The organism is Asaia sp. A2 (assembly GCF_057319415.1).
This window is the reverse complement of record NZ_JBXWTO010000009.1, coordinates 55244-81855: the sequence shown is the minus strand read 5'-3', so window position 1 is coordinate 81855 and position 26612 is coordinate 55244. Positions and strand designations below refer to the sequence as shown.

General features: G+C 58.8%; 28 protein-coding genes and 1 tRNA gene. 15 read left to right on the top strand and 14 right to left on the bottom strand.

The features are described from left to right. Window positions 1-80: 80 nt before the first annotated feature. Window positions 81-392: a hypothetical protein gene (locus ACWNRM_RS09450; RefSeq protein WP_485170548.1), complete on the bottom strand. Its 312-nt coding sequence runs from the start codon at window positions 390-392 to the stop codon at window positions 81-83. Between the two features lie 119 nt (window positions 393-511). On the opposite strand from ACWNRM_RS09450, the gene folP reads away from it, so the two are divergent. The 4 genes from folP (at window position 512) to ACWNRM_RS09430 (ending at window position 4181) form a co-directional block, all read left to right on the top strand. Next, complete coding sequence (gene folP, locus ACWNRM_RS09445) at window positions 512-1408, top strand: dihydropteroate synthase (protein ID WP_485172198.1); 897 nt, start codon at window positions 512-514, stop codon at window positions 1406-1408. Beyond that, window positions 1405-2283 (top strand): 2-amino-4-hydroxy-6-hydroxymethyldihydropteridine diphosphokinase, encoded by an 879-nt coding sequence (gene folK / locus ACWNRM_RS09440; RefSeq protein WP_485170546.1) that lies wholly within the window; start codon window positions 1405-1407, stop codon window positions 2281-2283. Before folP ends, folK begins: the two co-directional genes overlap by 4 nt. Then, window positions 2280-2936 carry a GTP cyclohydrolase I FolE gene (gene folE, locus ACWNRM_RS09435; protein ID WP_485170545.1) on the top strand — a complete coding sequence of 219 codons (657 nt, stop codon included), beginning with the start codon at window positions 2280-2282 and terminating at the stop codon, window positions 2934-2936. Before folK ends, folE begins: the two co-directional genes overlap by 4 nt. Window positions 2937-3002: 66 nt before the next feature. Beyond that, window positions 3003-4181: an SMP-30/gluconolactonase/LRE family protein gene (locus tag ACWNRM_RS09430; RefSeq protein ID WP_485170544.1), complete on the top strand. Its 1179-nt coding sequence runs from the start codon at window positions 3003-3005 to the stop codon at window positions 4179-4181. A gap of 73 nt (window positions 4182-4254) precedes the next feature. Here the strand turns inward: ACWNRM_RS09430 and ACWNRM_RS09425 are convergent, their stop codons facing one another. Both ACWNRM_RS09425 and ACWNRM_RS09420 read right to left on the bottom strand, forming a co-directional pair. Then, window positions 4255-4971, bottom strand: coding sequence for an MgtC/SapB family protein (locus tag ACWNRM_RS09425; protein ID WP_285532922.1), 717 nt, complete (start codon window positions 4969-4971; stop codon window positions 4255-4257). Then, window positions 4958-5134 carry a hypothetical protein gene (locus ACWNRM_RS09420; RefSeq protein ID WP_485170543.1) on the bottom strand — a complete coding sequence of 59 codons (177 nt, stop codon included), beginning with the start codon at window positions 5132-5134 and terminating at the stop codon, window positions 4958-4960. The genes ACWNRM_RS09425 and ACWNRM_RS09420 overlap by 14 nt, the downstream gene beginning before the upstream one ends. A 161-nt stretch (window positions 5135-5295) precedes the next feature. Between ACWNRM_RS09420 and ACWNRM_RS09415 the strand changes: the two genes are divergently transcribed. Continuing rightward, a complete protein-coding gene (locus ACWNRM_RS09415) occupies window positions 5296-6708 on the top strand; it encodes an outer membrane beta-barrel protein (protein ID WP_485170542.1) in 1413 nt (470 codons plus the stop codon). Window positions 6709-6713: 5 nt separating this feature from the next. On the opposite strand, the gene ACWNRM_RS09410 is transcribed toward ACWNRM_RS09415, so the two are convergent. Next, window positions 6714-7493 (bottom strand): SDR family NAD(P)-dependent oxidoreductase, encoded by a 780-nt coding sequence (locus tag ACWNRM_RS09410; protein ID WP_485170541.1) that lies wholly within the window; start codon window positions 7491-7493, stop codon window positions 6714-6716. 159 nt (window positions 7494-7652) lie between these two features. Here ACWNRM_RS09410 and ACWNRM_RS09405 point away from each other — a divergent pair, with 159 nt between their 5' ends. After that, window positions 7653-8171, top strand: a complete 519-nt coding sequence (locus ACWNRM_RS09405) for a hypothetical protein (protein WP_485172197.1) — start codon at window positions 7653-7655, stop codon at window positions 8169-8171. A 289-nt stretch (window positions 8172-8460) separates the two neighbouring features. Further along, a complete protein-coding gene (locus ACWNRM_RS09400; protein ID WP_485170539.1) occupies window positions 8461-10728 on the top strand; it encodes a Hint domain-containing protein in 2268 nt (755 codons plus the stop codon). A gap of 22 nt (window positions 10729-10750) precedes the next feature. Here ACWNRM_RS09400 and ACWNRM_RS09395 read toward each other — a convergent pair whose 3' ends face one another. After that, a complete protein-coding gene (locus tag ACWNRM_RS09395) occupies window positions 10751-11371 on the bottom strand; it encodes a 3'-5' exonuclease (RefSeq protein WP_485170538.1) in 621 nt (206 codons plus the stop codon). Window positions 11372-11609: 238 nt separating this feature from the next. Between ACWNRM_RS09395 and ACWNRM_RS09390 the strand changes: the two genes are divergently transcribed. After that, window positions 11610-11768, top strand: a complete 159-nt coding sequence (locus ACWNRM_RS09390) for a hypothetical protein (RefSeq protein WP_485170537.1) — start codon at window positions 11610-11612, stop codon at window positions 11766-11768. A gap of 120 nt (window positions 11769-11888) precedes the next feature. Here the strand turns inward: ACWNRM_RS09390 and ACWNRM_RS09385 are convergent, their stop codons facing one another. The 4 genes from ACWNRM_RS09385 to ACWNRM_RS09370 form a co-directional block, all read right to left on the bottom strand. Continuing rightward, complete coding sequence (locus ACWNRM_RS09385) at window positions 11889-12437, bottom strand: 6-pyruvoyl trahydropterin synthase family protein (RefSeq protein ID WP_485170536.1); 549 nt, start codon at window positions 12435-12437, stop codon at window positions 11889-11891. Further along, entirely contained in the window at window positions 12424-13125 is a 702-nt protein-coding gene (gene queC, locus ACWNRM_RS09380; protein WP_485170535.1) for a 7-cyano-7-deazaguanine synthase QueC, read from the bottom strand. The genes ACWNRM_RS09385 and queC overlap by 14 nt, the downstream gene beginning before the upstream one ends. Then, complete coding sequence (gene queE / locus ACWNRM_RS09375) at window positions 13125-13766, bottom strand: 7-carboxy-7-deazaguanine synthase (protein WP_485170534.1); 642 nt, start codon at window positions 13764-13766, stop codon at window positions 13125-13127. The genes queC and queE overlap by 1 nt, the downstream gene beginning before the upstream one ends. A 66-nt stretch (window positions 13767-13832) precedes the next feature. Then, window positions 13833-14837 (bottom strand): retroviral-like aspartic protease family protein, encoded by a 1005-nt coding sequence (locus tag ACWNRM_RS09370; RefSeq protein ID WP_485170533.1) that lies wholly within the window; start codon window positions 14835-14837, stop codon window positions 13833-13835. 258 nt (window positions 14838-15095) lie between these two features. Between ACWNRM_RS09370 and ACWNRM_RS09365 the strand changes: the two genes are divergently transcribed. The 3 genes from ACWNRM_RS09365 (at window position 15096) to ACWNRM_RS09355 (ending at window position 18100) form a co-directional block, all read left to right on the top strand. After that, window positions 15096-16124: an MBL fold metallo-hydrolase gene (locus ACWNRM_RS09365; RefSeq protein WP_485172196.1), complete on the top strand. Its 1029-nt coding sequence runs from the start codon at window positions 15096-15098 to the stop codon at window positions 16122-16124. Window positions 16125-16481: 357 nt separating this feature from the next. Beyond that, window positions 16482-17333, top strand: coding sequence for an ABC transporter permease (locus ACWNRM_RS09360; RefSeq protein WP_485170531.1), 852 nt, complete (start codon window positions 16482-16484; stop codon window positions 17331-17333). A 2-nt stretch (window positions 17334-17335) separates the two neighbouring features. After that, window positions 17336-18100 carry an ABC transporter ATP-binding protein gene (locus tag ACWNRM_RS09355; RefSeq protein ID WP_485170530.1) on the top strand — a complete coding sequence of 255 codons (765 nt, stop codon included), beginning with the start codon at window positions 17336-17338 and terminating at the stop codon, window positions 18098-18100. A gap of 126 nt (window positions 18101-18226) precedes the next feature. Here ACWNRM_RS09355 and ACWNRM_RS09350 read toward each other — a convergent pair. From ACWNRM_RS09350 to ACWNRM_RS09340, 3 genes are all read right to left on the bottom strand, one after another. Then, window positions 18227-18303 (bottom strand) — tRNA-Asp (locus ACWNRM_RS09350). A 165-nt stretch (window positions 18304-18468) separates the two neighbouring features. Next, window positions 18469-19677 (bottom strand): phosphatidylinositol-specific phospholipase C1-like protein, encoded by a 1209-nt coding sequence (locus ACWNRM_RS09345; RefSeq protein WP_485170529.1) that lies wholly within the window; start codon window positions 19675-19677, stop codon window positions 18469-18471. A gap of 122 nt (window positions 19678-19799) precedes the next feature. Continuing rightward, complete coding sequence (locus tag ACWNRM_RS09340) at window positions 19800-21071, bottom strand: phosphatidylinositol-specific phospholipase C1-like protein (protein WP_485170528.1); 1272 nt, start codon at window positions 21069-21071, stop codon at window positions 19800-19802. A gap of 280 nt (window positions 21072-21351) precedes the next feature. Here ACWNRM_RS09340 and ACWNRM_RS09335 point away from each other — a divergent pair, with 280 nt between their 5' ends. Both ACWNRM_RS09335 and ACWNRM_RS09330 read left to right on the top strand, forming a co-directional pair. After that, on the top strand, window positions 21352-22140 hold the full coding sequence (locus tag ACWNRM_RS09335; protein WP_485170527.1) for a class I SAM-dependent methyltransferase: 789 nt from the start codon (window positions 21352-21354) through the stop codon (window positions 22138-22140). Continuing rightward, a complete protein-coding gene (locus ACWNRM_RS09330; RefSeq protein WP_485170526.1) occupies window positions 22137-22583 on the top strand; it encodes a lysozyme inhibitor LprI family protein in 447 nt (148 codons plus the stop codon). Before ACWNRM_RS09335 ends, ACWNRM_RS09330 begins: the two co-directional genes overlap by 4 nt. 44 nt (window positions 22584-22627) lie before the next feature. Here the strand turns inward: ACWNRM_RS09330 and ACWNRM_RS09325 are convergent, their stop codons facing one another. Continuing rightward, window positions 22628-23353, bottom strand: coding sequence for a uracil-DNA glycosylase family protein (locus ACWNRM_RS09325; protein WP_485170525.1), 726 nt, complete (start codon window positions 23351-23353; stop codon window positions 22628-22630). Window positions 23354-23481: 128 nt separating this feature from the next. On the opposite strand from ACWNRM_RS09325, the gene ACWNRM_RS09320 reads away from it, so the two are divergent. Next, window positions 23482-23937, top strand: coding sequence for a GNAT family N-acetyltransferase (locus ACWNRM_RS09320; protein WP_485170524.1), 456 nt, complete (start codon window positions 23482-23484; stop codon window positions 23935-23937). Window positions 23938-23998: 61 nt separating this feature from the next. On the opposite strand, the gene ACWNRM_RS09315 is transcribed toward ACWNRM_RS09320, so the two are convergent. Then, complete coding sequence (locus tag ACWNRM_RS09315) at window positions 23999-25690, bottom strand: thiamine pyrophosphate-binding protein (protein WP_485170523.1); 1692 nt, start codon at window positions 25688-25690, stop codon at window positions 23999-24001. 162 nt (window positions 25691-25852) lie between these two features. Between ACWNRM_RS09315 and ACWNRM_RS09310 the strand changes: the two genes are divergently transcribed. Next, complete coding sequence (locus ACWNRM_RS09310; RefSeq protein ID WP_485170522.1) at window positions 25853-26338, top strand: Lrp/AsnC family transcriptional regulator; 486 nt, start codon at window positions 25853-25855, stop codon at window positions 26336-26338. Window positions 26339-26612 lie beyond the last annotated feature (274 nt).

Here is a 26612-nt window from a genome sequence, read left to right as displayed (position 1 = left end):
CAGTGGCGTAATTTATGCGGACAGGGCCGGTCAGGATGATACCCGACCGGCCCTGTCTCGTTCTGACCTGCGTTACGTGATCAGTAGTTTTCGTCCATGGCCTCCGGGGGCGGGGCATGACGCTTGGGTTCGACGGTGCGGCTCATGGCAGCAACTTCCTCATCCTTCGAGGCTGGCTGCGGGCTGAAGCCGGGATGCTCGCTGCGTCGTTCAAGCAGGACGCTCTCGAGCGCTGATGGATCAGCGGCTTCTGCCTGACGGAAAAGCTGCTCCGCTTTTTCCTGTTCGCCTTCCTCCTCGGCGCGCAGGGCGGCCTCTGCAAGAGCGCGGGCGCTGTGATGCTTGTTGTCTTCCCCATCGAATACGGGGGTGTCGAACTGGTCGTTGGCCATGATGCGTCTCCTTCTTGCAGGATAGAACAGCGGGCGAAGGGGCCGGTTCGTTTTTCTGGACCTGCCCGCTCCCATACTCTAAGAGCGTGGTTCCCTCAGTCCCGACATGAATGGATGTTATGGAAGCGGTCGGCTCCGCGGTTCACAAGGCCCAGTGGCAGGACAGGCGCGATGCGCTCAAAGCCGCGATATGGGGTGCGCATGAGGCGCATGAACCGCTGATCATGGGTATCGTCAATGCGACGCCTGACTCGTTCTCCGATGGCGGGTTGCATAACGCCCCGGACCTGGCCATCGACCATGCGCGCCAGCTGATTGCCGAAGGGGCGGCCCTGATCGATATCGGGGGTGAATCCACACGGCCCGGCGCGGCTTTTGTCCCTGCATCTGAAGAGATCATGCGCACACGCCCTGTCATGCTGGCGCTGCGCGACCAACCCTGTTTCCTGTCCATCGACACCTATAAGGCCAGTGTGGCGCGTGAAGCCGTGCGCGCCGGGGCGGTCATGATCAACGACGTATGGGGCATGCAGCGCGACCCCGCCATGGCCTCGGTGATGGCGGAAACCGGGGCTGTGGTCGTGCTGATGCATAATCGCGAGACCATTGACCCCGGACTGGACCTGCGTGACGAATTCCGGCGCTGTTTCGATGCCATCCTGACGCAGGCGCTTCGTGCTGGCATCAGGCGCGAGCACATCGTGTTCGACCCCGGTGTCGGGTTTGGCAAGACAGACCCGCAAAATCTCGAAAGTATCCGGCTGATCGGTTTCCTGCGTGAGACATATGGTGTGCCGGTGCTGCTGGGCCTGTCGCGCAAATCGCTGTTCGGTCGCCTGCTTGGCCGCGACGTGAATGAGCGGCTGGCGGGTACCCTGGCCGCCAATCTTGGTGGTCTGGCACAGGGCGCGGCTATTTTGCGTGTTCATGATGTAGCCCCGCATGTCGACGCGGTGCGTATTGCTACAATGCTGGGCACCTTCCGCCCGCAACCCGAGAGGTCCCCCCTGTCATGACCCAGTCGGTCATTCGCCTTGACGGCATACAGGTCTTTGCCCGGCACGGCGTACTGCCTGAAGAAACACGGCTCGGGCAGAAATTCCTGATCGACCTGGTTGTTACGGCCGATACCGCCCAGGCCACTGCCAACGACGATTATCGTCACGCAGTCTGTTATGCGGAGCTTTGCGATCATGTGGTGGCGCTTGCCGGTGGTGAGCCGGTGCAGCTGATCGAGACGCTGGCCGACCGCATCGCACAGGATCTGCTGGCGCATTTCCCCACCATTGCGCACCTGACCGTACGGGTCAGCAAGCCTGGCGCACCCATCGCCCATCCGTTCGGCATGGTGAGTGTCGAGACAACCAGAGAGCGAACCCTGCCGGTCGGATTTTCGCTTGGTTGCAATATGGGGGATCGGCAGAGTGCGCTCGCGCTGGCGGTCACATGGCTTGGCCTCACGCCGGGTCTTGAAATCACTGCGGTGTCAGGCCTCTATCGTACAGCGCCATGGGGTGGGGTTGAGCAGCCCGATTTCTATAATCTCTGTGTCACGGGTCGCAGCAGTCTCGATGCGATGGCGCTTTTGCTAGTCTGCAAGGATATCGAGAGCCGTCTCGGGCGGGTGCCTTCGGTGCGCTGGGGGCAGCGCGCGATGGATGTCGATCTGCTTTATCTGGGGACGCAGGAAATCAGCAATCCCGTTCTGACCCTGCCGCATCCCGGCATTGCCCAGCGGGCTTTTGTGCTCGTTCCCCTTGCAGAAATCGCATCGGAACAGAAAATCAGTGGACTTTCGGTTTCGGACATGTTGGACAGGCTCCCCCGCGAGGCTGATGACGTTGTCCCCTGCGCGGAAGACCCGTCTTGCATTGCCGAGGACCAGAAATGACCAAACCGACTGCCGATCTCGTGGCGCTGGATGCCGCCCGCCACAAGGGGCAGGGTGGCGAGCGCCCCATCGCACCGATTGCGAAACCCGAGGATGCCGAGACGCGCATCGCCGGCGCCGTGCGCGAAATTCTTCAGGCTCTGGGCGAGGACCCTGACCGGGAAGGGCTGTTTGAGACGCCGGGTCGTGTGGCGCGCATGTATCTGGACGTGCTGGGTGGCCTGCACGAGGACCCGCGCGACCATCTGCACAAGCAGTTTCTGGCGGACCAGCATGAAGGGGCGGTTATCGTGCGCGATATCGGCTTTCATTCGATGTGCGAGCACCATCTCCTGCCGTTTTTCGGCAAGGCTCATGTGGCCTATCTGCCTGAGGGCGGACGCCTGACCGGGCTGAGCAAGATTGCGCGTACAGTCAATGTTCTGGCCCGCCGCCCCCAGTTGCAGGAGCGCCTGACAGACCAGATTGCCGCGTCCATCATCGAGGTTCTCGAACCCAAGGCTGTCATGGTGCTGGTCGAGGCCGAGCACATGTGCATGGCCATGCGCGGCATACGCAATGTCGGCAGTCGTACGGTAACGACAGTTGTGCGTGGCACCTGGCAGCGTGATGCGGCGTTACGTGCCGAGATCATGTCCTTGCTCAAGGGCTGAACGTCACGCTGTTGTGGTTTGACGCGCGAGCCCTGATCGCCTTGATGACGGACAGGAAGAGGGAATATGAAGATACGTCTGACCCTGTGTACCCTTGCGTTGTCTCTCGCAGCCACGCTCGTCGCGCCGCCTTCAAACGGGGCTGACGATACTTCCATGCCGGACATGACCGGCATGGGTGATGCGCCTGCGGACAGTATTGACGCCGGCTACAAGCCCAGCGGCAATGTGACCGTCATCGGCCGGTTTCAGGATGCGCAGCCCTCCGGTATCGCCATGCTGTCCGACCATCGCATGGTGCTGGGTTTTCCCCGTAGCCTGCATGATCATGATGGTCCCCGTCTTGCACTTTACAGTCACGGCAAGCTCACGCCTTTTCCCGACGCCGAAAGTCAGGGGCGCTTTGTGTCGCCACTGGGCATGACCGTCGATGCCAGTGGGCAGCTCTGGGTGCTGGATGAGGGTATTCTGGCAGAGAAGGGCACTGTGCCGGGGGCCGCGCGTCTTTTTCATATCGACCCGGTGGCGGGACGGATTGTGGAAGAGATCGCGCTCACGGCGCCTGCCTTGCGGTCTGACAGCCATCCCAACGATGTTCGCATCGATCTGACGCATGGCGATCGGGGGACGGCATTCATCACCGATTCTTCCCTGACCGTGCATCCCGCGCTGATCGTGGTCGATATCGCCACCGGCCATCAGCGTCGCCTTCTGGCTGATACAGAGCCGGTCATGCCCCGTCATGGTTTCATGGCCGTGCTCGATGGCAAGGCCTCGCGCTACAATCCGGACAAGCCGACAATGGCCCAGGCAGGTGCCAACGGGATCGGGCTCAGTGCCGATCAGCAGACGCTTTTCTGGCAGCCCCTGACCAGCCGTGAACTCTATTCAGCCCCGACAGCCGTTCTGGCAGACCCACGGGCGACCGAAACCGAAATCGAGTTCAGTGTGAAGGACGAGGGCGAGGCGGGCATGGGTGATGGCATGGCCACCGCCCCTGATGGGCGCCTTTTCCTGACCGATATCGAGCGTCATGGTATTCTGCAACGGGCGCCGGATGGCACGATCTCGGTTGTTGCCCATGACCCGAGACTGATCGCCCCTGATGGTCTGGCCTATCAGGGCAACGCGCTTTATGCGACGATCGGTCAATGGTCGCGTCAGCCTGCTTTTCATAATGGGGTAAACCAGGAGCAGCGCCCCTGGCTCGTGGTCAAGATCACCCTGCCATCCCCGGCACCCTGAGAACGTCACGGGCTGGACCGCTTACAGCCGTGTGAATTTGCCTGTTCTGGCGTTTTTATCTCCTCGTGGTCGCTCAGTTATCGGTGTTGAGCGACCACGACGCGGCTGTGACACGGCTGTCAGTCATCAGACTGGCGACAAGCTGTTCCAGCGCGGCGGGGCCGTTTGACGACACCATGAGGGCAATGGCGATGGCAGTCTGATCGTCTTTCTCGTCGCTGAGCGCCAGCTTGCCGATCGTATAATCGGCTTCTTCCAGACGTTCCTTGATCAGGGCCGTCATCGTCTGGATGTCGAGCGCGCAGGTGACGATGCGCAGGGCGTAGCCCGTCTCCATGGTCTTGGCCTGCAAAGGAATACGATCGATCGCCCTCACGATCGGTCTCAGAAGGGTATTGCCTGCGATGATAAAGAAAGTGAGCAGGAACCCTTCTGCCAGCATATCGCTGCCCACGCACGCCCCTACCGCTGCCGAACACCAGAGCGTGGCGGCCGTATTCATGCCGCGTACATTCGCCCCTTCCTTGATGATCGCACCGGCCCCCAGGAAGCCGATGCCTGACACGACATAGGCAATAACCCGCAGTGATTCGACATCACCTGCAATGCGCTGCGCCAGATCGACAAAAGCCGCGCCCCCGAGCGCCACCAGCGCATTGGTGCGCACACCGGCCGTTCGTTGTCGGTACTGCCGCTCTGCACCGATCAGGGTGCCGAACACGAAGGCGCTGAGCAGGCTGATGCTCGAATCCGTGAAGGAATGAAGGTCGAAGGTTTCAATAAAGCGCATCGGGCGCTCCAGTCTTGATCATGGGCTGGTCCGGCCTGTCTAGAACATAGGGCAGGACACGGGAATATGGGTGAGCGTTCCTGGTGGCGCTGGCTGATATCTGGACGGTGAGGGCAAGGGCAAGGGCAAGGGCAAGGGCAAGGGCGATAGGCAGTTTGCTCATGACCCTGGCGCGGCTCCGTCAGGACCGCCTTCATAAGGCAGCAATGATAAGTCACGTGAATGTGAGTTCTTCATCACGCAAAGTGCTCTGGCTGTTGCGATTTTTTCCATGCCGACCCCAGAGAGATCCTGCTCCTGAACACGTGCCAAGCCCTTCGTGTCATGACTGTTGTGTTTCTCGTATCGGCGGGCAGGGCGCAGCAGGCTTACGCGATGGCACAGACGGAAATCCAGCCATCTGAGCAAACGCCCCCTCCCGTTGTCTCAAGGCAGGGCAGGGCAGATATCGAGCGGCCAGTTACCCGCTTGCGTGATACGCCCCGGGCGCTTCGTGCGCGGACCGGGGTGCGCCCAAAAGCACATGAAAACTACTGGGATGGTGTTCGCGTGCACATGACGGTGGAAGGCGGTATCGCTGCGAACCCTGCCACTCGCTCGGCGCGTAATTTCGGCCAGTTCTATCTCGATCGAGCCAATACACTCACTCTGAACCAGATTCTGGGGTCAGTCTCACGAGATATCGCCGATATCGGTGGCGGTTACGGGATCGGGTTCGTGGCTGAAGCCATGTATGGCTCGGACTCACGCTTCGACGTCACCATCGGTATGGGTGACCGGGCTTTGAGCGGGATGTACCAATGGGCACCTACGCAGGCGCATGTTGATCTGCACACGCCCTGGCTTTTCGGCCGAGGCGTCGATTTCCAGATCGGACAATCCTATGGCCTTATGGGCACCGAGGGGACGGCTGCCCTGTCGCGGCCGTTCTATAGCTTTAATTATACGTCCGATTTCATCGTACCCTTCCAGACTGTCGGTATCATCGCCAGTGGCCATGTCAGCCGGTATGTCGATGCGATCATCGGAATCGACGCGGGAAACTCCACGACCTTCGGTCAGGCCAGCAATAACAACCGCCCCAAGGGTTATCTGGGCATCTCGTTCAGCCATCTGCTCAAGGGTCGGCTGGAGGGACATCTTATCGGTCGCTTCGGGCCGCAGGGCCATGATGGTGACCCGCGTATCTCGCCCGAAGGCTGGGTGAGCGCCGGTATTGGCGATCAGGCAGCCCACAGGATGCAGTATAATGTTGATCTGCTGCTTGGTTATCATTTGAGCAAATCGGTTTCGCTCACTTTTGGCTCGACATGGCTGCATGACGAGGTGCCTGATGACAATCTGTATGGCAGCACCGCCTATCTGGCGTGGGATATCAACCCGCAATGGCGGCTCAATCTGCGTGGTGAGGTTTTCAGGGATAATACGGGTGTGCTGATTGCGGCCTATCCGGGTACGACGTCATTCGGCAAGCAGCTTCGCAACCCGCTTTATCCCTTCCATGCCGCGCCGCCCACAACCTATGGCGATCTGACTTTGGGCCTGTGTTACGAACCCGGCTTCATCAAGCGGCATCCAGGGTTTGGAAAGCTTGTCGTGAGGCCGGAATTGCGCGTCGATCACAGTCTGAATGGAACAAGGCCCTTCAACCGTGAAGCGCCGATCACCGATCCGATCGTGCGGAATGGCGACGCGACCATGCTGTGGTTTTCCTGCGATCTGGTCTGGACGTTCTGAGGCGTCTAGCCTGGCTGGGCGGCAGAGCCTGCAAGCAGACCGCCATCGATCGAGAATTCCGACCCCGTTATGTAGCCTGATACATCGGAAGCCAGCATGACACAGAGTGAGGCCACCTCATCGACCGTTCCGAAGCGCTTGAGTGGCGTATCGGCAACCAGCGCTGCCATACGTGTTTCGCGGTCAGGACCATCTCCGAGCATTGCATCCCATATCGGGGTCAGGATGGCGGCCGGGTGTACGGAGTTGCAGCGTATCGTCCAGCCTTTCTGCGCGGCATAGAGTGCGACCGTCTTGGTGTGGTTGCGTATGGCAGCCTTGGACGAGGCATAGGCCGCAGCGGCCGGTATCCCGACAAGTCCGGAGCGCGATGAAATATTGATGATCGAGCCTGTGCCCCTGCCGCCCATCTGGCGCAGCGCGTAGCGACACCCCAGAAAGGTGCCATCCAGATTGGTGGCATGGACGGCATGCCAGTCGGCAAGAGAAGCGTGTTCAGGGTCATGCGCGATCATGCCCTGTTCAAAGCCGGTGATTCCCGCATTATTCACAACGACATCGGGTGCGGGACAAAGAGCCTCGAGCGCGAGCCAGTCAGCTTCGCGCCGCACATCCAGGGGGATGAAACGACATGACAGGGCCTTGGCAGCTTCTTCCCCGTTTTCACGGTCCATATCGGTCATGATCACCGTGCAGCCTTCGTCACGAAAATGCCGGGCGATGGCGCGTCCGATGCCGCGGGCCGCCCCGGTGATGACGGCGGTTGTGTTTTCGAGACGGCGCATGATTCCCCTGCCTTCCGGATTTATGTTCCGGTTGTTGTCGGCGAGGATCATACTGCGCTTCATCGGTGCAGGCCCGCATGATGAGAGAAGAAACCGATGACATTGCGGCGAGATCCTCGGCTCCGCTCTGGAAATATAACGGCCTATGGGCTGAATCATGTGGATTTTCACGAGGCCCATGAGCGTATGATCAGGGCGGATGCCGGGACCTGTCTTGATGCCGTCGAGAATTTTGAGATTGATCAGGACTGGTTGATCAGGATGTGTCTCGGCCTGCGTGATCTGCCTGGCAGGGTACTCAAGGGAAAGCACGCGCATCGTTTCAGCATGAAGAGCTTTGTCTTCCTAGGCAGGGAGGGAAATCGTCTTCTGCGCTACGGGCTGAGCGGGCAATTCTGGCGCGCTGATTACGGCCTGTCCTGTACAGGGGCACAGGCCTGCGAGGCCTGGCATCGGGATGGTCACCGCACACGCCTCCTGCTTGAATTCGAGGCGCGCCCTCATACACACGATCTGACGCTGCTTGTGACCCGAACCGTCATTTCATGCCCTGATGCTGCAGAGCGCCGGAAGATGGCCCGCTACTGGGCTGTCATTCGTCCCTTCAGCGGGTTGATCAGACGCCGGATTCTACGCCTGATCGCCTGTCAGGCCAGGGTACGAATACATGGAAAGTAGACGTGCTATATAAGGCACAATAAGAAGCACTATTATAAAATTACGCTTTTTATGAAATAATTAGCATGAAATTTATTATATAAATGAACAAATTAATTTATATTTCGATATTTTTTAGAGAGAATATCTTCAATTCGAAAAATCACAAATGGACTGTTGCAGTACGAAATTTCTTGTAACGCGCAGACGCAACCTATATCACGAATCCGTTATCGTTAAATCTCAGGCTGACCACTCACATCCTGAGTGCATTTAATCAATTAGCGTTATTTATCGTTAAGGATTCGCCTTGTCCATTCGCCGTACGACGCGTGGTGCAACGATCACCCATGGATCGACCAACTATGTGACAGGTGGGCGGGTTACGTCGGGCGACCTCGTTTACGGTTTCAATGGTGGCACAAATAACCCGGCGCTCGATCTTGCCTCAGGTGGCACCATCATGGCGGCGAGCGCACTATCTGGCGGTGTCATTGCCGCAGCGGCCAATGGGACGACCTATGGTGGTACGGCCTATGAAAGCGGGTCATTCGCTGCGCTCAACCAGGGTGTCGTCATCAGCGCGACCATTACCTCTCAAGCAGGTCTCGCTGTCGGTAATCTCTCAGGCTACAACACCGCGCAGGCCAGCGCCATTGCCCCTCATGTGCTCGATGGCGGGCAGGCTATCGTTGGGGGTGGCTTTACGGTGAAGGGGCAGAGCTTTGTCGGGTCCGGGGTTATCTCCGGCGGAACTTTCGAGGTTGGGTCAACCGAGCAACTGACCAGTGGCGGCACGGATATAGGGAGCATCTTCGGCGGGACGCAGGTTGTGTCGTCCGGTGCTACGGCGATCAACGGTATCTTCAGCGCGGGTGTCCAACTCGTGCAGGGCGGTCTGGCGTCCGGTTCGGTTGTCTCGGCCGGAGGAACGGTTGTTGCGGGAAGCGGGGGTACGATCAGTGGATTGACCATCGGAAGCGGCGGTACGGGTCTGACGCGCTCTGGCGGGCTGGTGATAAACCAGATTGTTGCCGCACATGGCCTGGCAGTTGTTTCGTCCGGCGGTGTCGTCAGTGGTGCAACGATTGGTTCAGGCGGGTCCGGGAACCTGCTTTCGGGTGGCGTCATAAGTGGCGTGACCATCCTGTCAGGAGGGACGCAGAGCGTGTCATCCGGTGCCACGGTGCGCAGAGCCGTCGTTTCGGCTGGTGGCTCCATGATTGTCGCATCAGGCGCGACTGTTGCTGGTCTGGTCCTTGCAGGCGCGACATCCAGCACAGGCGCGGCTGGAATGCTGACGGTGTCACCCGGTGCAGTGCTGACCAATCTGAGCGTCGGCTGGCGCGGACGCATCGATATCGAGGGACTGTCCTACAAGCCAGGCGGTAAAATCACGGTCAGTAACGGTGTCCTGACCGTGACTCTTCCGGACGGATCGAGCTGGTCCATGGCGCTGACAGGTTCCTACAAGGCCGGTGACTTCCATCTGCAGGCTGATCGTGACGGCAGTACCGAGCTTGTCTATGACAAGTGCTTTCTTGCTGGCACCATGATTCGCACGCCTGCTGGGGAAAGGCCAGTAGAGGCCTTGCGTGCAGGCGATTTGGTCCTGATACATGGCGCAGCCGGGCCTGGTATACGCCGGATCGCATGGATGGGGTCGGCCGAGATTATCGTTGACCCGAGCCAGACCGATGATGTGGCAGGGTATCCCGTCAGGTTCAGCGCCGGGGCAATCAGCGCCTCGGTTCCCGATCGTGATCTCTTCATCACCCCAGAGCATTGCATCTATGTAAACGGGGCTTTGGTGCCCGCTCGCATGCTGGTCAATGGTAACAGCATCATCTATGACCGCAGCCAGACGCGTTTCATGATCTATCACTTGCGCACTGAGGATCATGCAATCGTCTGGTCGAACAATATGCTGACAGAAACCCTTCTTGATGATGGTGAGATCAGTAATCTGACGCCTTTGGGAATGCCGGTTTCTGCTGGGCCGATAGATGTTGGCAGATTGGGCACCACGAGCTCAGGTGTTGTATCCGACGTACCCAAGCGGGTAGCGCCCCTCCGGGTGGATCGTGGCTTCGTGGAGCCGCTGCATCGTTCTCTGGCCATTCGTGCAGGCTGTCCGGTTGCTGAAGCCTTGGACAGCATTGCCACAAGCACTCAGGAAGACGCCGACCTGCATCTTCTGGGTAATGACGGACAGGTCATCCGGCCAAGCAGGCATGTGTATGATATGGTAATTTTCCAGATTCCTTCGGAGCTAGAGGAAGTGCACATACGCTCACGTGCTGCGCGCCCCGATATGGCTGAGGGCCCATTTGTTGATGACAGGCGCCATCTTGGTGTGCTGGTTGGGGATGTTCATTTGTGGGATGGCTGCGGCGCGATGCAGATTGATACCCATCTCAACGACGCTTCCCTGGAAGGGTGGAACGGGTTGGAAGGCGTGCCGATGCGCTGGACCAGTGGGAACGCCAGATTACCCCTTGGAATGCGCAGGCCCGGCGTGCCGGGTGTGCTTGGTCTGACCATCAAGGCCACAGCCCGATATGGTATCGTTGCCTGACAAAGCAGGCTCGGGCTCTCTCTCAGGTGAAAAGCTGTTCCTGACGTTGCATGTCCCGTCCTGCCCGTAACGCGGCACCGCGGCGGATATGGCGTGCCTGCGTCAGTTTCAACAGGGCTTCAGGATTACCCAGGGCAAGCTGCCGTTGCAGGATATGGGCAGTTACATAGGCATCGGGCCCTGCCCGGTGCGCGGGTGAGGCGCTTGCCCGATCCAGATCGAGCTTGAGCCAGTAACGCAGGATCTGGTTCGTATGGCGCGGGGCGTCCGGCCAGAGTTTCTGTGCAATACGCAACGTACAGAGCCAGGGTAGCCCCTGTGTGATCGTATCGGTCAGGAAATGTCGCTCGAAGGCGATATGATGGGCGCAGAGCATATGCGGCACGGGATCGCGCTGCACCAGAGCGCTGAGGGTTTGCGGTGTGGCCTCGGGCAGTTCATCAGAAAAATCCTCGTCCATCAGGTGGTGAACGGCCTGTGTCTCTGGCGTCAGCGGGGCGCGGGGCCTGAAGAGCTGCGTGTGGACAGGTTCAATCCGCCACACATCATTTTCCAGCACGAGGTCAACCGAGCCGAATTCGATGACTTCAGAGGCGAGGGGGTGAGCTCCGGACGTTTCCAGATCAATGACGCGCAGTCTCATACTTCTTTTTAGACCCGTTTTTCCGGTCGAGTGCGAGTCCCTCTGGAACTGTCTGCCGGCTGTTTGAAATGATCTGAGCAAAATAAGTATCGGCACTCATCCTGGTATCAAAACTGTCTTTGGGGTCAGATGTTGATCAGCCACGGGGAAAAATCGGCGGGCTCATGCCCCATTCTTTCATGGCCATGCCAGATTGACGCCATATTCCCTTGTTGTCGTTCCGATAAAGGAGATGGTCATGAGCAAGATACCAGCCCTGTCCCAGACTGAACTGCCCGCTGCCAGTGAGCCGGCCAAACTGGGAACAGCAACGCCGCGTGACATCAAGTCTGATGATCATGGTGCTTTTCGCGTCCATGTACAGTTGTTTGGTCAAGAATGGTCCCAGACACACTGAGAACCTGGATCTGACTGAGCAATGGTCGTTTCGCATCTGCCTGCTCAGGAACGTAGGGCCTGATCGCGCGTCAGATCAGGTCGTTTTTGCCAGATGAAGCGTCTTTTGTCGGCAAGGTCGTCAGCCCTGCGCCGGAAGGTCCGAAATTGCGTTGTCGGCGCGGTGCCACCAATGGGATTCAGGAGATCCCTCGGTCAGCGGCAGATAAGGCTCCGGTCCACCCGTGAGGCAAACCGTATTTGTCGGTGTTTCCTCGAGTGACAGGCTGGTGCAGCACAGGACGTCACCATCAGCCCGGAGGAAGGCTTGCAGCTTTGCGTAGAGCAGAGCGGCCATCATCTCCGTCGTTGGATCTCCCGGTGTCACGACGAGCCGGTCCGCACGCGCGGGTTCGTTGGCCAGAAACCAGCCTAGCAGTGGGTCCGACGAAGAAATCTGAAAAGCGTGATCCAGGCGCGTATCTACAAAATCATGCCATCGCCGTTTGGCATCGGCGAACGGGACAACCATGTTCCACGCGCCGTCCAATCGCGCAGGTGATCGAGCCTGCAACGTGACGGTTACGAATTCATTGTGGCCATGGGGGATCGCACAGCGCTCGGAGCTGCCGGCGATCAGCCGGTGCCCCATACTGAACCGCCGCGTGAAGCTTAGTTCAAGCGCTGACATAACTGGCCCATCCCTTGGCACGGAGCTCGCAGGCGGGGCAGGTGCCGCAGCCATAGCCCCAGTCATGCAGATGGGCGCGGTCGCCCATATAGCAACTATGACTCTCACGATTGATGAGCGCCACCAGCCCGTCACCTCCGATACGCTCGGCCAGACGCCAGGTTTCCGCCTTGTCGAGCCACATCAGAGGCGTATGCAGCACAAAGCGTGTTTCCATACCCAGATTGAGCGCGACCTGAAGGGCCTTGATGGTATCGTCACGGCAATCAGGATAACCGGAGTAGTCGGTTTCGCACACGCCTGTTACGATGTGTCGTGCGTTGCGCCGGACGCCAAGTGTTGCGGCAAAACTCAGGAAGAGCAGATTGCGCCCCGGCACGAAGGTCGAGGGCAGGCCGTTCTCGTTCATCTCGATTGCCGCTTCGCGCGTCAGGGCCGTTTCCGAAATCTGCCCCAGCACCGAGAGATCGAGCGTATGGTCCGGTCCAAGACGCTCACGCCATTGCGGGTTCTGGCGCATCATGGCATCGCGCAAGGTATCGCGGCATTCCAGCTCGATCGCATGACGCTGGCCGTAGGCGAAACCGAGAGTCTCGACATGGGCAAAGCGGTCGAGCGCCCAGGCAAGACAGGTTGCCGAATCCTGCCCACCTGAGAAAAGGACGATGGCCGTGTCATCAGAGAGCATCAGGGAATCCCGATCAGCTTGTGGGTTTGCAGGGACAGACGCCAGCGCGGGTGCTTCAGGCAGTAGGCGACGGCCTTGGCGGTATTGGCGATGCGATCCGGCCCGTCCATGGGCTGCAGCCAGAAATGCTCGAAATCCCAACCCTCAAACAGCTCGGGGGGCAAGCTTTCCTGCGGAAAGACCAGTTTGAGTTCCTGGCCGGTCTGTTGTGTGACAGTGCTGGACGGCTTCGGACTCACACAGATCCAGTCGATCCCCTGCGGGGCGTTGATCGTGCCATTGCTCTCGATTGCGATTTCAAAATCTGCGGCTTTGACAGCAGCGATCAGCGCGGGATCGATCTGCAAGAGCGGTTCGCCGCCTGTGAACACGACATAACGTCCTGCCTGATCGCCAGCTTCGCTCTGCCAGCATCGCACAAGGGCCTCAACCAGAGCGTCGGCTGTTGCGAAACGCCCGCCGCCTTCGCCATCCGTTCCGATGAAATCGGTATCACAGAACTGACAGGCCGCCTTGTGACGATCTTCCTCGCGACCCGACCAGAGATTGCATCCGGTAAAACGGCAGAACACGGAGGCGCGCCCTGTATGAGCCCCTTCTCCCTGCAGTGTCGCAAACATTTCCTTCACAGCGTATGGCATGCTCCGCATGTCGGCGAGGCGGGCTGTAGATGCAAGTGAAAAAACAACGAATAAGGGGCGGCCGGGTTATTTCGTCACCGGTGTAACGCCAGCGACCGGGGTGATGGGAATGGGCGGCGCATCCTTCATTTCCGAGACGTGCTGCACATACATCACATCCTTCGTGGTCAGCCAGATGCGGGTCTGATGCAGGAATCGCGCACCGAACAGGGCATGGTCGATATTATCCGCATCATCGATGGTCACCCACGCATTGCTGATACGGAAATCTGCCATATCGAGATGGTCGAATTGCTGATGATAGCTTGTAACCGTGTCCTCTCCAACGGCCATGCTGTCCGTGCTTGACGGGTCTTTCTTGAGGTCGCGACGGGTGATTCCGAGTTTCTCATGGGCCAGTGAATAGGGCAGCAGAACGTGGGAGGAGCCTGTGTCGAAAATTGCCGGGATCGGCTTGCTGCCATCAATGGTGAATGTCAGGCGAACTTTATTGTCGTCCCAGTCCCGTTCAATCGGTATCTTGTGGACCGTTCCCTGCCAGTAGGGGGTGATATAGGGGCACCGGCGCATGTCGAGCATATACATCGCATGATGCGGCATATCGATCACCAGATCGGACGCCATCAGCAGCTCTGCGCCGAGCAGTCCGACAATGGGGGGCAACCCTTTGGGCGTTCGGGGCGCCATCGACTCTGTAAGGACAAACGCATGGTCGGCCGTCGCTCCGGAGCCCAGATCGAGCCTGTCAATGCGAACGACAGCGCTGCTTTCGATGCCATGCACACCTCTTACCTGAGCTGTCGCGCCTGTGTAGTTCAGGCTGAGCATGCTGGCGTTTTTCCGGAAGATGACAGAGTTGAAAGCGCCGGTATCGACCATGAACAAGACAGGCTTGCCATCAATCCTGGCCTCGACAACCGGAATCGATGCCAGACTGCGCAGCCTCAGGCGCCCCAGTGTCCGGATCTCGCAATGACCGGGCTGAAGCGGTGGCTGGTCATCGCACCCTGCCAGTACGAGAAGGCCCATCATCAGGGGCAGGCAGCATATGAAGGCGTTTCTGCGGGACATTTTGGCGCTCTTTACCAGGGCGGTTCGTCTAACTGTTACATGTGTTGAGATTGTTTGCCAGTCATGACGCGTTTTATTGCTGCCGATCAGCCGGTATTACCGCTTTGCTGCGGGTCAGGGCCGGGTCGTTTTCATGCTGGACTGAACTGCGCCTGAGCCCTGCCAATCGGGTGCAGCTGACAGTCATCGCTGACAAATGTCTTTCGTCATTCGGGGAGAAGCTGGCATGGGTTCAGTCTTCATGATGCCGGAGGCCTGATGATTTCTTACCGATTATCCGCAAATCTGTTGCCTGCGCTCCCTTCAAGCATGATCAGGCTATTGCTGCTGCTCGCCCTGATGATGCCGGTTGCCACCGTTCAGGCGCATGAGTTTGACGTAACTGTCCTGGGAGCGGCCGGCGGGCTTGAGGATGGTAATCTGAGCGCCTATCTGGTCCGGGAAGCGGGAACGTCGTCCGGTGTGCTTCTGGATGCAGGCACAGTGCTCAACGGCATCGAAAAAGCCGATGCCGCCCATGCCTTCGATGGCATCGATCTGGGCCCGGCCCCATCAGCCTCACGCAGCGGGGTGATCCTGCATCATGTGATCAAGGGCTATCTGCTGAGCCATGCCCATCTCGATCATGTGGCAGGTCTGGTGGCCATCTCGCCTGAGGATCCGGGCAAGCCAGTCTATGCCCTTCCGTCGGTTCTATCGGTGCTTCAGGATGATCTGTTCAATCATCGCGTGTGGCCCAATCTGGGGGACAGAGGGGTGAAGCCAGCATTCGGTTTGCTTCACTATCATGACCTCACACCCGGCGAGACGACCCCGCTCTTAGGGACGCAACTGAGCGTTACCCCTTTTCCACTGAGTCACGGGGGGGTGGAATCAACGGCTTTTCTGCTCCATTCAGGTCAGGATGCCCTGCTTTATCTCGGAGATACCGGTCCCGATGCCATTGAGCCGGGAGGCCGATTGGCGGCGCTTTGGCATGTGGTGGCGCCGCTGGTGAGGGGTGGTCACCTGAAGGGCATTATCATCGAATGTTCCTATGACAACCGACGGGCGGACAAGCAGCTTTTTGGCCATCTGACGCCGCGGTGGCTGCTGGCGGAACTTGATGCGCTTCAGGCGCAGGCAGGCGTACCCATGAAGGGCTTTCCCGTTCTGGTGTCGCATATCAAGCCCTTGCTCGAGGCCGGACCGACAGCGCAGGCCCGTATTGGGAATGATTTGAACGAGGGTAACCGGCTTGGTCTTCGGTTCATCATAGCCAGACAAGGCATGACGATACGTTTCTGAGGCTGTTGTGGGATCCGGCCGAAGAGTGGTCCGTCAAGCTGTAGCTAGTCGTCCCGTTCTTCAAACAGGCCAGACCGATTAATGCGCCTTACCAGAAAGGCGGCCAGCAAGGGGCCAATCGCATATGCTGCGAAGACGAAACCGATCATGAAGTAATCGCCGCCATTCATGCCTGTTTGCTAGTCCCGCCCAGTAAAGATCAATCATAGCCGGATTCATGACCTTGAATCCATCAGGGCACTGCAACCCCTCTGGTATTTTCACGAGGGGCAAGGCATGGCCTGCTTTGCGAGGCTCTTGGAGGAAGGGCGCAGAGCAGGTAGAGCTTTTTTTCTGATCCAGCGAAGAGCAAGAAGCATGAACACAATCAAGGCAGAGGCAGGTCGAAGAGAGCCTATCCTCGATCTGTTCCCCTTGAGCGCCGCCGGACGCTTCAGGGCGGCCCTGGCCGATTTGCGTGCAGGGCTGCGTCTTTTGCCCCTCGCGATGACGCTTGGCTGGCTCGATATCAAGATGCGCTATCGGGGGTCGATGCTGGGGCCCTTCTGGCTGACCATCACCACCGCCGTCATGGTGGCAGCACTCGGGTTTCTTTATGCCGAACTTTTCAACATGGTCATCAAGGACTATCTGCCCTTTCTTGCGCTGTCGCTGGTTCTGTGGGGGTATATCTCGACGCTGATCGGAGAAAGCACGACAGTCTTCTCACAGGAGAGCCGCATGATCCAGGCGGCGCGCATGCCTTTTAGCGTTTTTGCCTTGCAGGCCATCACGCGCAATGTCCTTGTGTTATTGCATAATGCGGTAGTTGTGCTTGTGGTGTTTCTCATCTTCCGGGTCACGCCGTTGCATATCTGGCTCGTCCTGCCAGCACTGGCGCTCTGGCTGGTGGACAGCTTCGCGCTCATGCTCTGTCTGGGTCTGTTGGGGGCACGCTTTCGCGATATCCCTCCCATCGTGCAATCACTGCTTCAGGTATTCTTTTTCATCACGCCGATCATCTGGCGCCCGGAACTGGTTGGAACACTGCAGCACTGGATATTGCTCGACCCGTTCTATTCTCTGATCGCCATCATGCGCACGCCGCTTCTGGGAGAGCCGACGCCCCTTGCCTTGTGGGAGGTTGCGCTGGCCCATAGCGCAGTACTGGTGGGTTTTGCGGTTCTCGTCTTTACACGCTTTCGCGCCCGTATCGCGTACTGGGTTTGATCATGACCAGAGTTCTTGTGAATGGCCTCTCACTCAGCTTTCCGGTCTATCATGCTGATAATCGCACCCTGAAGCGTTCGATGGCACATGCCGTATCCAGCAGGACGGCCAATCGTGCGGGAAGCGCCCTGATCGAGGATCGCCGTCATCGTGTCACGGTGGACGTGCTCCGGGATATCAGTTTTGGGCTTCATAGTGGTGAGCGGCTTGGCCTGATCGGTGGCAACGGCGCTGGCAAGACAACGCTTCTGCGCGCTCTGGCTGGCATCTATGAGCCTGTCGCAGGACGGGTACGCATACGCGGCACGATTGGCACGCTTCTGGATACGCAGCTTGGCATGAATATGGAGCTGACTGGTATGGAGAACGTGCGCCTGCGCTGCCTGTCTCATGGTATGAGCCGCGCGGGCACGAAATCCGTGCTCGAGAATGTGGCCGAATTTGCCGAACTGGGCGACTTCATCGCCCTGCCGGTCAAGACCTATAGCAGCGGCATGCTGGTACGTCTGGCTTTTGGTCTTGCAACAGCCATCACGCCCGATGTGCTGCTTATGGATGAATGGTTCATGGCGGGTGACATCACCTTCATGGAGAAGGCGAGGCTCCGGCTGGAAGCCCTCGTACAGGATGCTGATGTGCTCATCATGTCATCTCATCAGCCCGAAATTATGCGTAAATGGTGCACACGTCTGATCTGGCTTGAGGAAGGGCGCATCCGGCTCGATGGTCCGTCCAGCGCAGTGCTGGATGCCTATCTCGCAACATGAGGTAAGGTCATGTGGTGCCCGGGGCTGAGGCAGGGCGCCTTGGCCCGGCATGATCGGTCGATCAATGGGTGATACGCGGCTCGGCGGCAACGTAGTGCACCATTTTCTCATGTTTTTATGGGAAAGTGGCGCGAGTGACGGGGCTCGAACCCGCGACCTCCGGCGTGACAGGCCGGCGCTCTAACCAACTGAGCTACACCCGCATGGAGCGTTTCCGCTCCGGCGACCGCATCGGAGGAGGCTTGTTGCGACCTCGTCTTCGGTGAAGGGGGAACTACCAGCCCTCATTGTGTTTGGCAACAGGGGGGAAGAAAGAATTTTGCATTTTCTTCCCCTTACCCTCGTTTTCCTGTGCTTCGTGACAGCACTCAGCGTATGGGCACGATGGGCTCCATTGCCGAATCGCGGCAGGCGGTAGGGCCGTTGACCGGATTGCAACGCATCATGGCCCCGCCTGGAAATGACACGCTGTAATCGTGCCAGCGGGCAGGGGCATAAATCGGATAATCCGTGCTGATCAGCTGTGCGCCATCCTCGAACGCGGTCTGACGACGGGCAAGGTCGTTGTGACGCGCCTCCAGCGTGTCGCCATCAGCGCGCGTTCTGATAAGATAGCCCTGCCGGACCAGATCCGGGACGATCTTTGCCGCTTTGGCATTATCCACTGCCTCGAACTCACCGACTTTCTTGCCCACAAAACCCTCGTTGATTTCAGTGAAAGCACATGTTGGCTCGCCGGGCTTGCCATTGGGAAAGATCAGCCGCCCCTTGAGCGCCGGGTGCCCTACCAGGTAGCGCGCCGTGTCATGAGGGCGCTCGAACACGAAGACAATCTTGCCCCGGGCTTTGGCAAGGCTGGGCCAGCCTCTGCTGCGTATGGCCATGTTCAGATCCGGGGCGTCGCCACGCACATCATCCGGCGCCAGAATGCGGTTGCGCCCGAAGACTTCCAGCAGTTCGGCATCCAGACGGTCATAGGTGGCAGGGGTGAAAATTTCAGGCTGCGTGAAAGGGACTTTTCCCGGTGGTGCGGATTGTTTCGTCTCCAGGTCGATGAAAATCGGCAAATGCCCCGGATGCGCGTCTGACCAGGTGCGAATGATGCCAAGGCAGGCCTTGAGCGGCTGGCAGGTCGAACGCTGGTCGATATCGACGATATGCATGACCTTGAAGTCATTGCCTTGCATGATGGCTGGATCGACAGGATCGGCCTCCGGGGTGAGGCCTGCTTTACGCAGCCAGTCCGGGCCCTTGGGATGGGCATAACGCCCGCCCTTCATGTCGGCATAAAGGTCGAGCTCGATTTGCCTGATACCGTGATCGAGCTGCACGGCAAGCGGCGCGTGATGATAGTCGAGCGTCATTGCGGCGTCAGGCGCGACTTTTGAAAGCCACTGCATGGTGACAGGTGACATGGCAGCACGATAGGAATTATGAGTACCAATTACCTGAATTTCGTTGAGGTGAACTGCCTCATCGGGCGATGCCGGCACGGCGCTTGGCGCATTTTGCGCATGACCTGATGGTGAGAGTACCGTGAGCGCCGAGGCGGCGAGAAGAAGAGATAAGCATTTCATGAGCATGTCTCGGATCATTTGGTCTGGACATGAAGAAATGAAGCAAGAGGCGGAAATATCGGCATGACATTCCCGCCGTCATCAAAGATTAACAGACCAGCGTGATGCCGACGTCGGGTGCCTTATGGCTCAAGAGCCGAAGAGCGGCAGGAGGCTGGCGCATTGACCGGATTGCATCGGGCCACAAGTCCTTGCCCGAATCCGACTGAGTAGTGGTGCCAGGGCGCTGGCTCGAAGGTGGGATAATCGGTGCTGATCAACTGTGCGCCGGATGAAAAAGCCACGTCACGACGCTCAAGCGCATTCTGACGCGCTTCGATCGTGTTGGCATCGGCCCGCGTGCGCACGAGATAGCCCTGTTTCACGAGGGCAGGGATGGTCGTTGCCGCGGCCTTGTTGTCCACCGCATCGCTGCCATTGCCCTTGGCCCCGATGAATCCCTCATTCACTTCGGTAAAGCCGCAATCCGGATCGCCGGGACGCGCATTGGTGAACACGATACGATTGCGTAGGGCCGGGTGATCCTTGACGTAGCGCGCCGTGTCATGCGGGCGATCAAACAGGAACACGATCTTGCCCCGTGCCTGTGACAGTGCAGGCCAGCCATGCTGCCTGACCCCTCCATCGAGTGTTGGAGCATCGCCACGCACGTCATCCGGGGTGATGATGCGGTTGCGACCGAAAACAGCCACCAGTTCCGCGTCCAACCGGTCATAAGTGGCTGGCGTAAAAACCTCAGGAGGTGTGAAAGGCAGCTTGCCTCCGCCAAAGGGAATATCCTGCTTGGTTTCCAGATCGATGAAGACCGGTACATGGTTGGGGTGGGCGTCCGACCATGCCTTGATCTGCTCAAGACAGGCGCGGAAAGGCTGGCAGCTCGATCTCTGGTCGATGTCGACAATATGCATCACCTTGAAATCAGTGCCTTGCATGGCCTGTCCCGGGGTTGGATCGGCATCGGGTGTCAGCCCCGCCTTTTGCTCCCATTCCGCACCTTTGGGATGGGCATAGCGGCCGCCTTGCGTATCGGCATAAATGTCGATCTCAAGTTGGCGTACACCGTGATCGAGCTGTGCTGTCAGGGTGTCGTGATGATAATCGAGTGCAATTGCGGCCTGAGGGGAGAGTCTGGTCAGCCATTGCAGTGTCACTGGCGAGATATCGCGCCGGTACGAATTATGGGTGCCGATCACCTGGATTTGGTTGACATGCACGGCATCGTCCACGGCTCTGGAGATTCCGTGCGTTTCCATAGGAGCATGACCTTGGGCCCATGATGCCGGGGCAGAGGCAAACCCCACGGCAAGTCCCGAGACAAGTCCCGAGACAAGCCCCGAGACAAGCATTGTGTGGCTGATTGTTGGAAATGAATGAAGCAGGTGGCGAAAGCGCATCGACAGATCCTGAAAAGGCAGGGAGTGACGCGGCGCATCAAAGAGCATTGCAGAAAAACCGACTACTCAAAACGGGGAAGTCATCAAGAATTCATCGAACAGAATTGAATTCGACATATATTGCTGATCCCGCCTGGACGCGTGACTGTCTGATAATTCTTGTCAGGCTGGTAGTGAACTGTACTGCCTCGGACCGACACGCCCGGGAGAGACCTGGAAAGCCCCCACGCAGGCGAGGTGACCCAGGACGCATCACGCGTACCTTGGCGGTTGATCGGGCATGACATGGGGTTGCCATCCCGCTGAGTGGGACGGTTTCTGTGCCGTCTGTATATGGCCATCCGAGCGGGTACGCGAGAAAGCGGATCATCCCGGATGGGCTGGGTGCCGGACCGGGCTGGAGGCCATCATTTCATCGAGCCAAGGGCAGTACGAAGGGCAAGAGAACATGGAGCGTCGTCAGGATTACTGGGACAGGGTCTATACGGACAAACCCTCGACAGGCTGTAGCTGGTACGAGCCCTGTCCAACCCTGTCGCTCAACCTGATTATGCAAGCGGCCCCCGGGAAGGGGCCGGTAATCGATATCGGGGGCGGGGCCTCGTTTTTGCCGGACAGGCTTCTTGAAGCCGGATTTGCCGAGGTCACGAGCCTTGATCTTTCTGCTGTCGCCCTGTCTGGTGTTGCCAGACGGCTCGCGCCTTTCGGCATGCGACATCATGTGATCGTCGCTGATGTCACGGCATGGTCGCCAGACAGGCACTACATGGTCTGGCACGACCGCGCGGCGCTGCATTTCCTGACAGACGCCGCCGATCAGGCACGCTACGTTGCCGCCTTGCGATCAGCTCTCGTGCCCGGTGGCATTGCTGTCATAGGCGGTTTCCCCCCGGATGGGCCCCTTCGCTGTTCCGGCCTGCCTGTCATGCGTCATGACAGCGCATCTCTGTGTGCCCTGCTGGGGAATGATTTCACCCTGCTTCGAACGGTCGACCATTCACATGAAACGCCGAACGGCGCGGTTCAGGCGTTCCAGTTCAATGTTTTTTCAAGAAAGCATGAACGATGAAGAAGATCGCGCTTCGGTTCGCCATCACTGTTCTTTGCGGCATTTCGCCTCGCGCCCATGCCCGGAGGATGAACGAGGACGAGCCGCTCATGGAAGCCTGTAGGGGCCAGAATGGGCAAATGGGACAGGCTGGAACCTATGACTGTCTTGAAAAGGTCAGGCGGCAGGAGGACGCTGCGCTCAACAGGGATTATCAACGAATTATTGCCCTGTTTCAGCGTAGCGACCAGCCGCGATTAAACGATCGTGACGCATTGAGGCAGGCTGAGCGCGCGTGGCTGGTCTACCGGGACCAACTCTGCCATGCCGAATATGGGCTCTATGCAGGTGGAACAGCGGGCCCCCTCGAGCATGTCGCCTGTCTGGCCGTGCTGACACGCCGGCATCACGAGGATCTGTTGTCTGGCTATGGCTGGCTTTTGCCCAAGTTTGAAGTGCCGTGATCTGGCGAATGGCTCTGATTGCGGAGCGCGTCATTCAAGGCTGGTTATTGCGGTAAAAAACCGTATTCCTTGAAAAGGGTGCGAAGAATGGCACATCGTCGCTCGGCTTTTCGCGTTGCCGCATTGATGGCCCAGAATGAAAGGTGAGGCATGTTCATGACGGGAATGGTCCGGCCGGCAATCGCGCATGTGCCTAAATGAATCTTCCAGCCAGCATGATGCGCCTCGTGATTTTCGGTAAAATGCGCGCCTATTCCCTGTCTGAATGTATCGCGGTTGCCGTGCGTAAGGATTAATTCCGGCTGAATAGCGTCGATGAAGAATTCATGAACAGGGCGGCATTGTGCAATGGCGTTTTCAAAATTCACATGCAAACGCAGATTGCGCGAGCGGGTAAATACCAGATTGCTCGCGGCAACCTTGCGTGTCTCCAGCCCCATCATCGCAAACAGTTTGCGTATACGGCGCTGTAATGGCGCCTCTCCTGAGTGCAAGTTTCTTGGCGGATCACCCCATGACTGGTCCAGAAACGCATTTATCCCCGATCGGCTTGCAGCCAGTGCGTGTCGTATGGTCCCGTCACGGTTGTTGTCAGGGCTCCCCCCGGGATTAAGCCCAAGGAAATAGACCGGACCCGGTACAAGCGTCATGACGTCGCTATAGAGGACGGCGCCGGATGCATCGAGCAAGGTGCCTCCACCCTGAATTGGCTGGGAGGCCAGATACGCTTCGGCCCGGTCGAGAACGCTGTGCGGAAAAATGGCTGACAAAGGCAACGATCCTTGGGAAGGTGTGCCCATCATCAGGCAAATGCAGGAGAGCGCGGGGGCTGCGTACGACTCTGCGATCATTCTCCTGCACTGAAGCGGCTCAGGCAACAGGAAAGGCATATGGGCTCATGGAGATAGGGATCGACGATCTCTCCAGCGCGGAAAGTCGGGCGCTGCTGGCCTTGCATTTGTCCGGCATGGCGGAAAGCACGCCAGAGGCGTTCCGTTTTGCCCTCGATCTCTCCGGACTGACCACGCCCGAGGTTACGGTATGGACTGCGCGTATCGAGGGTCGTGTCGCCGCCATTGGAGCGCTGAAGCAGTTAGGTGAGGGTGTGGGCGAGGTCAAATCCATGCGGACCCACCCCGATTTTCTCGGGCGTGGCGCTGGAGCGGCCATACTGGGCACGCTTATCGAGGCTGCCAGAGCGCGTGGTCTGATGCGGTTGAGCCTCGAAACCGGGACGTCACCATCGTTCGAGGCTGCGATAAGGCTCTATCGCCGCTACGGGTTCGAAAGTGGTCCGCCCTTCGGCCCGTACAAGGCCACCCCGCATAACCAGTTCTTCCATCTGGCGTTGTAAAATCGGGTCTAATGCAGCGAGACCCCGTGTGGGGGCGAGGGCAGAACCCTCGCCGCAACATTCAGCGACTAATCATGATCTCGATCAGATTGGCCTTGCCGCTCGCAATACCGGCCTGGATGGCGGGGGCGATATCGCCAGCGCGTGCCAGGCGCTGGGCAGGCAGGCCCATGGAGGTGGCGAGTGCCTGATAATCGATGGTGGGGTTGACGATATCCATTGCGATGAAGCGCCCGGTCTGTGCAGCCGTGTAGTTCTGCTGACCACGCATGAAGTTTTTCAGCACATTATATTCGCAGTTATTCATGACAACGAAGGTGATGGGGAGGTTTTCGTGAGCAGCCGTCCAGAGCGCCTGAGGCGAATAAAGCGCCGCGCCATCACCGACGAGGCAGACGACAGGCTCGCGCTTCAGGCCGAGTGAGCAGCCGATGGCAGCGGGCATGCCCCACCCCAAAGCCCCACCGCGCAGAAAGGAGTACTGGGACGGATCGCTGCTTTCGAGAAAGCTGCGGACAAAGCCCGATGTTGCAATGGCCTCATCCACGATCGGGGTGTCGGGGCCGATGGCCCGTACGGCTTCACGCGCAGCCAGAATGGGTGGGATGACCGCCTCCTTCATGGCCGCATCAGCGCGGCCATGAAGGGTGGCGCGCTCCGAGGCGCGTTGCGTGGCCGCTTTGCGGCGCAGGGCGTCATAGGCGGAAGCATGGGCGAGCGAGGCGTTTTCCACCAATGACTGTAGCGCGTTGAGCGATGCTTTCAGATGCCCGCAGGTCGAGAGCGCCGTGGGATAGGTGCGTCCCAGATCGTTCACATCGGCAGAAAGCTGATAGACGGTACACCCCTCAGGAATAGCCGAGCCTTCGGTGTAGAGAATGGTAATGAGCGATTTGCCGCCAATGGCGAAAATGGCGTCATACTGGGAGAGCACCTCGGCAATACCGCGCGCCGTGGTGGGCAGGTTGCCACGCCAGAGCGGATGGGCGGTCGGGAAAGGGACGCGCGAGGGCCAGGAAGAGCCATAGACGGGCGCACCCAGTGTTTCGGCCAAAGTTGCCGTTTCAGCAGCGGCTCGGCTGGCGTGGATTTCGTCACCTGCAATCAGGGCAAGGCGCCCGGGCGCAATGGCGGCAAGGGCGTTTGCCAGTTCTGGCAGGGCGCCGGCAATGGCATTGCGGTCGATGTGTGAAGGGGCCCCGGCACTGACGGTGCTCATCTCCTCCATCACGTCCATGGGCAGGGAGAGAAAGACCGGGCCGGAGGGTGCGGCATCGGCGTCATGAAAGGCGCGCCGAACCAGCGTGGGGAGTTGCTCGGCGGAGGCAACTTCCTTGCCCCATTTCACCGCAGGCTCGGCAATCTTCAGAAGATCACCAAACAGAAGCGGATCGGTAACGGCATGGCGCAGATCCTGCTGTCCTGCCGTGACGACAAGGGGTGTCTGCGAGACATGGGCGTTGAGCAGGTTACCCATGCCATGACCCAGCCCGCCTGCTGTATGCAGGTTGAGAAACCCCGGTCGTCCCGCTGCCTGGGCATAGCCATCGGCCATGGCCACAGCGCTCGCCTCCTGCAGGGCGAGGATGTAGCGGATATCGGGCCGGCGCAGCAGACTGTCCATAAGAGGGAGTTCAGTCGTGCCGGGGTTGCCGAAGATATACTCGACCCCCTCGCTCGCGAGGATTTCGAGCAGGATATCGGCACCGCTGCGGGCGTCGAGCGTGCTTGTCTTGGCGAAGCTGGCTGACATGGTCTGGCTCCATAAAGGGCATTTTTGCGGGATGTCGCCCAGTTGAGCCAGCATCCCTTTGCCGAAACGGTATCATGCAATCTTCTGATAAAAATTGCGTTTTCAGCTTCATGAATATGGCCTAAGCGCATAAAATATGCGTCAAAATTCGATTGTTGGGGTATGAAGATGCTTGAAGATCTGGATGCGATTGATCGCCATCTGCTGCAGTTGCTTCAGCAGGATGCATCACGCCCGACGGCTGAGCTGGCCGAATCTGTCGGGCTCTCGCAGGCGCCGTGCTGGCGTCGCATACAGCGTCTCAAGGAAGCGGGAATCCTGCAAAAACAGGTCTATCTGGTGGATCGACGCAAGATCGGGCTGAACGCGCAGGTTTATGCTCTGGTAAAGCTCACGGCCCATGCCCGCGCCAATCTGGCTGCGTTCGAGGAGGCCATACGCGAATTCCCTGAAGTGCAGGATTGCTATGTTCTGCTTGGCTCGGTCGATTTCATCCTGCGCATCGTGACGCGGGATATCGAATCCTACGAGCAGTTCTTTCTGAAAAGACTGGCCCTGATCCCGGGGATACAGGAGGTCAACTCAATGGTGGCTCTGTCGGAAATCAAGCACACGCTCGAACTTCCCATAGAGCGTCTCGCCTCCTGAAGGCCGAGAACAAGTCTGTTTTCGAGGTCGAGCGCGCAGATCATTTGCGACACGGGACGCAACGATGCAGGACAAGGCGTAAAGGGCGCGTCGGACGGGTTCAGCTTACAAGGCCGACATGTCCGGCTTCACGTCCCGCCCCATGAGTAAAAACTGAACGGCACAACAATCCGGGATCAAAGGGGCCAACGCCCCTTTGCGGGTTTCAGGGCAGCGCCCTGAACAGCCGTACCAGCAACAGGGATTTCCCCATCTACAGATGAACGACGGAACG

Excerpts from the sequence above, each read along its gene's own strand:
- ACWNRM_RS09450 (WP_485170548.1), bottom strand. The coding sequence starts at position 392 with ATGGCCAACGACCAGTTCGACACCCCCGTATTCGATGGGGAAGACAAC.
- folP (WP_485172198.1), top strand. The coding sequence starts at position 512 with ATGGAAGCGGTCGGCTCCGCGGTTCACAAGGCCCAGTGGCAGGACAGG.
- folK (WP_485170546.1), top strand. The coding sequence starts at position 1,405 with ATGACCCAGTCGGTCATTCGCCTTGACGGCATACAGGTCTTTGCCCGG.
- folE (WP_485170545.1), top strand. The coding sequence starts at position 2,280 with ATGACCAAACCGACTGCCGATCTCGTGGCGCTGGATGCCGCCCGCCAC.
- ACWNRM_RS09430 (WP_485170544.1), top strand. The coding sequence starts at position 3,003 with ATGAAGATACGTCTGACCCTGTGTACCCTTGCGTTGTCTCTCGCAGCC.
- ACWNRM_RS09425 (WP_285532922.1), bottom strand. The coding sequence starts at position 4,971 with ATGCGCTTTATTGAAACCTTCGACCTTCATTCCTTCACGGATTCGAGC.
- ACWNRM_RS09420 (WP_485170543.1), bottom strand. The coding sequence starts at position 5,134 with ATGAGCAAACTGCCTATCGCCCTTGCCCTTGCCCTTGCCCTTGCCCTT.
- ACWNRM_RS09415 (WP_485170542.1), top strand. The coding sequence starts at position 5,296 with ATGACTGTTGTGTTTCTCGTATCGGCGGGCAGGGCGCAGCAGGCTTAC.
- ACWNRM_RS09410 (WP_485170541.1), bottom strand. The coding sequence starts at position 7,493 with ATGCGCCGTCTCGAAAACACAACCGCCGTCATCACCGGGGCGGCCCGC.
- ACWNRM_RS09395 (WP_485170538.1), bottom strand. The coding sequence starts at position 11,371 with ATGAGACTGCGCGTCATTGATCTGGAAACGTCCGGAGCTCACCCCCTC.
- ACWNRM_RS09390 (WP_485170537.1), top strand. The coding sequence starts at position 11,610 with ATGAGCAAGATACCAGCCCTGTCCCAGACTGAACTGCCCGCTGCCAGT.
- ACWNRM_RS09385 (WP_485170536.1), bottom strand. The coding sequence starts at position 12,437 with ATGTCAGCGCTTGAACTAAGCTTCACGCGGCGGTTCAGTATGGGGCAC.
- queC (WP_485170535.1), bottom strand. The coding sequence starts at position 13,125 with ATGCTCTCTGATGACACGGCCATCGTCCTTTTCTCAGGTGGGCAGGAT.
- queE (WP_485170534.1), bottom strand. The coding sequence starts at position 13,766 with ATGCCATACGCTGTGAAGGAAATGTTTGCGACACTGCAGGGAGAAGGG.
- ACWNRM_RS09370 (WP_485170533.1), bottom strand. The coding sequence starts at position 14,837 with ATGTCCCGCAGAAACGCCTTCATATGCTGCCTGCCCCTGATGATGGGC.
- ACWNRM_RS09365 (WP_485172196.1), top strand. The coding sequence starts at position 15,096 with ATGATTTCTTACCGATTATCCGCAAATCTGTTGCCTGCGCTCCCTTCA.
- ACWNRM_RS09360 (WP_485170531.1), top strand. The coding sequence starts at position 16,482 with ATGAACACAATCAAGGCAGAGGCAGGTCGAAGAGAGCCTATCCTCGAT.
- ACWNRM_RS09355 (WP_485170530.1), top strand. The coding sequence starts at position 17,336 with ATGACCAGAGTTCTTGTGAATGGCCTCTCACTCAGCTTTCCGGTCTAT.
- ACWNRM_RS09345 (WP_485170529.1), bottom strand. The coding sequence starts at position 19,677 with ATGAAATGCTTATCTCTTCTTCTCGCCGCCTCGGCGCTCACGGTACTC.
- ACWNRM_RS09340 (WP_485170528.1), bottom strand. The coding sequence starts at position 21,071 with ATGCGCTTTCGCCACCTGCTTCATTCATTTCCAACAATCAGCCACACA.
- ACWNRM_RS09335 (WP_485170527.1), top strand. The coding sequence starts at position 21,352 with ATGACATGGGGTTGCCATCCCGCTGAGTGGGACGGTTTCTGTGCCGTC.
- ACWNRM_RS09330 (WP_485170526.1), top strand. The coding sequence starts at position 22,137 with ATGAAGAAGATCGCGCTTCGGTTCGCCATCACTGTTCTTTGCGGCATT.
- ACWNRM_RS09320 (WP_485170524.1), top strand. The coding sequence starts at position 23,482 with ATGGAGATAGGGATCGACGATCTCTCCAGCGCGGAAAGTCGGGCGCTG.
- ACWNRM_RS09315 (WP_485170523.1), bottom strand. The coding sequence starts at position 25,690 with ATGTCAGCCAGCTTCGCCAAGACAAGCACGCTCGACGCCCGCAGCGGT.
- ACWNRM_RS09310 (WP_485170522.1), top strand. The coding sequence starts at position 25,853 with ATGAAGATGCTTGAAGATCTGGATGCGATTGATCGCCATCTGCTGCAG.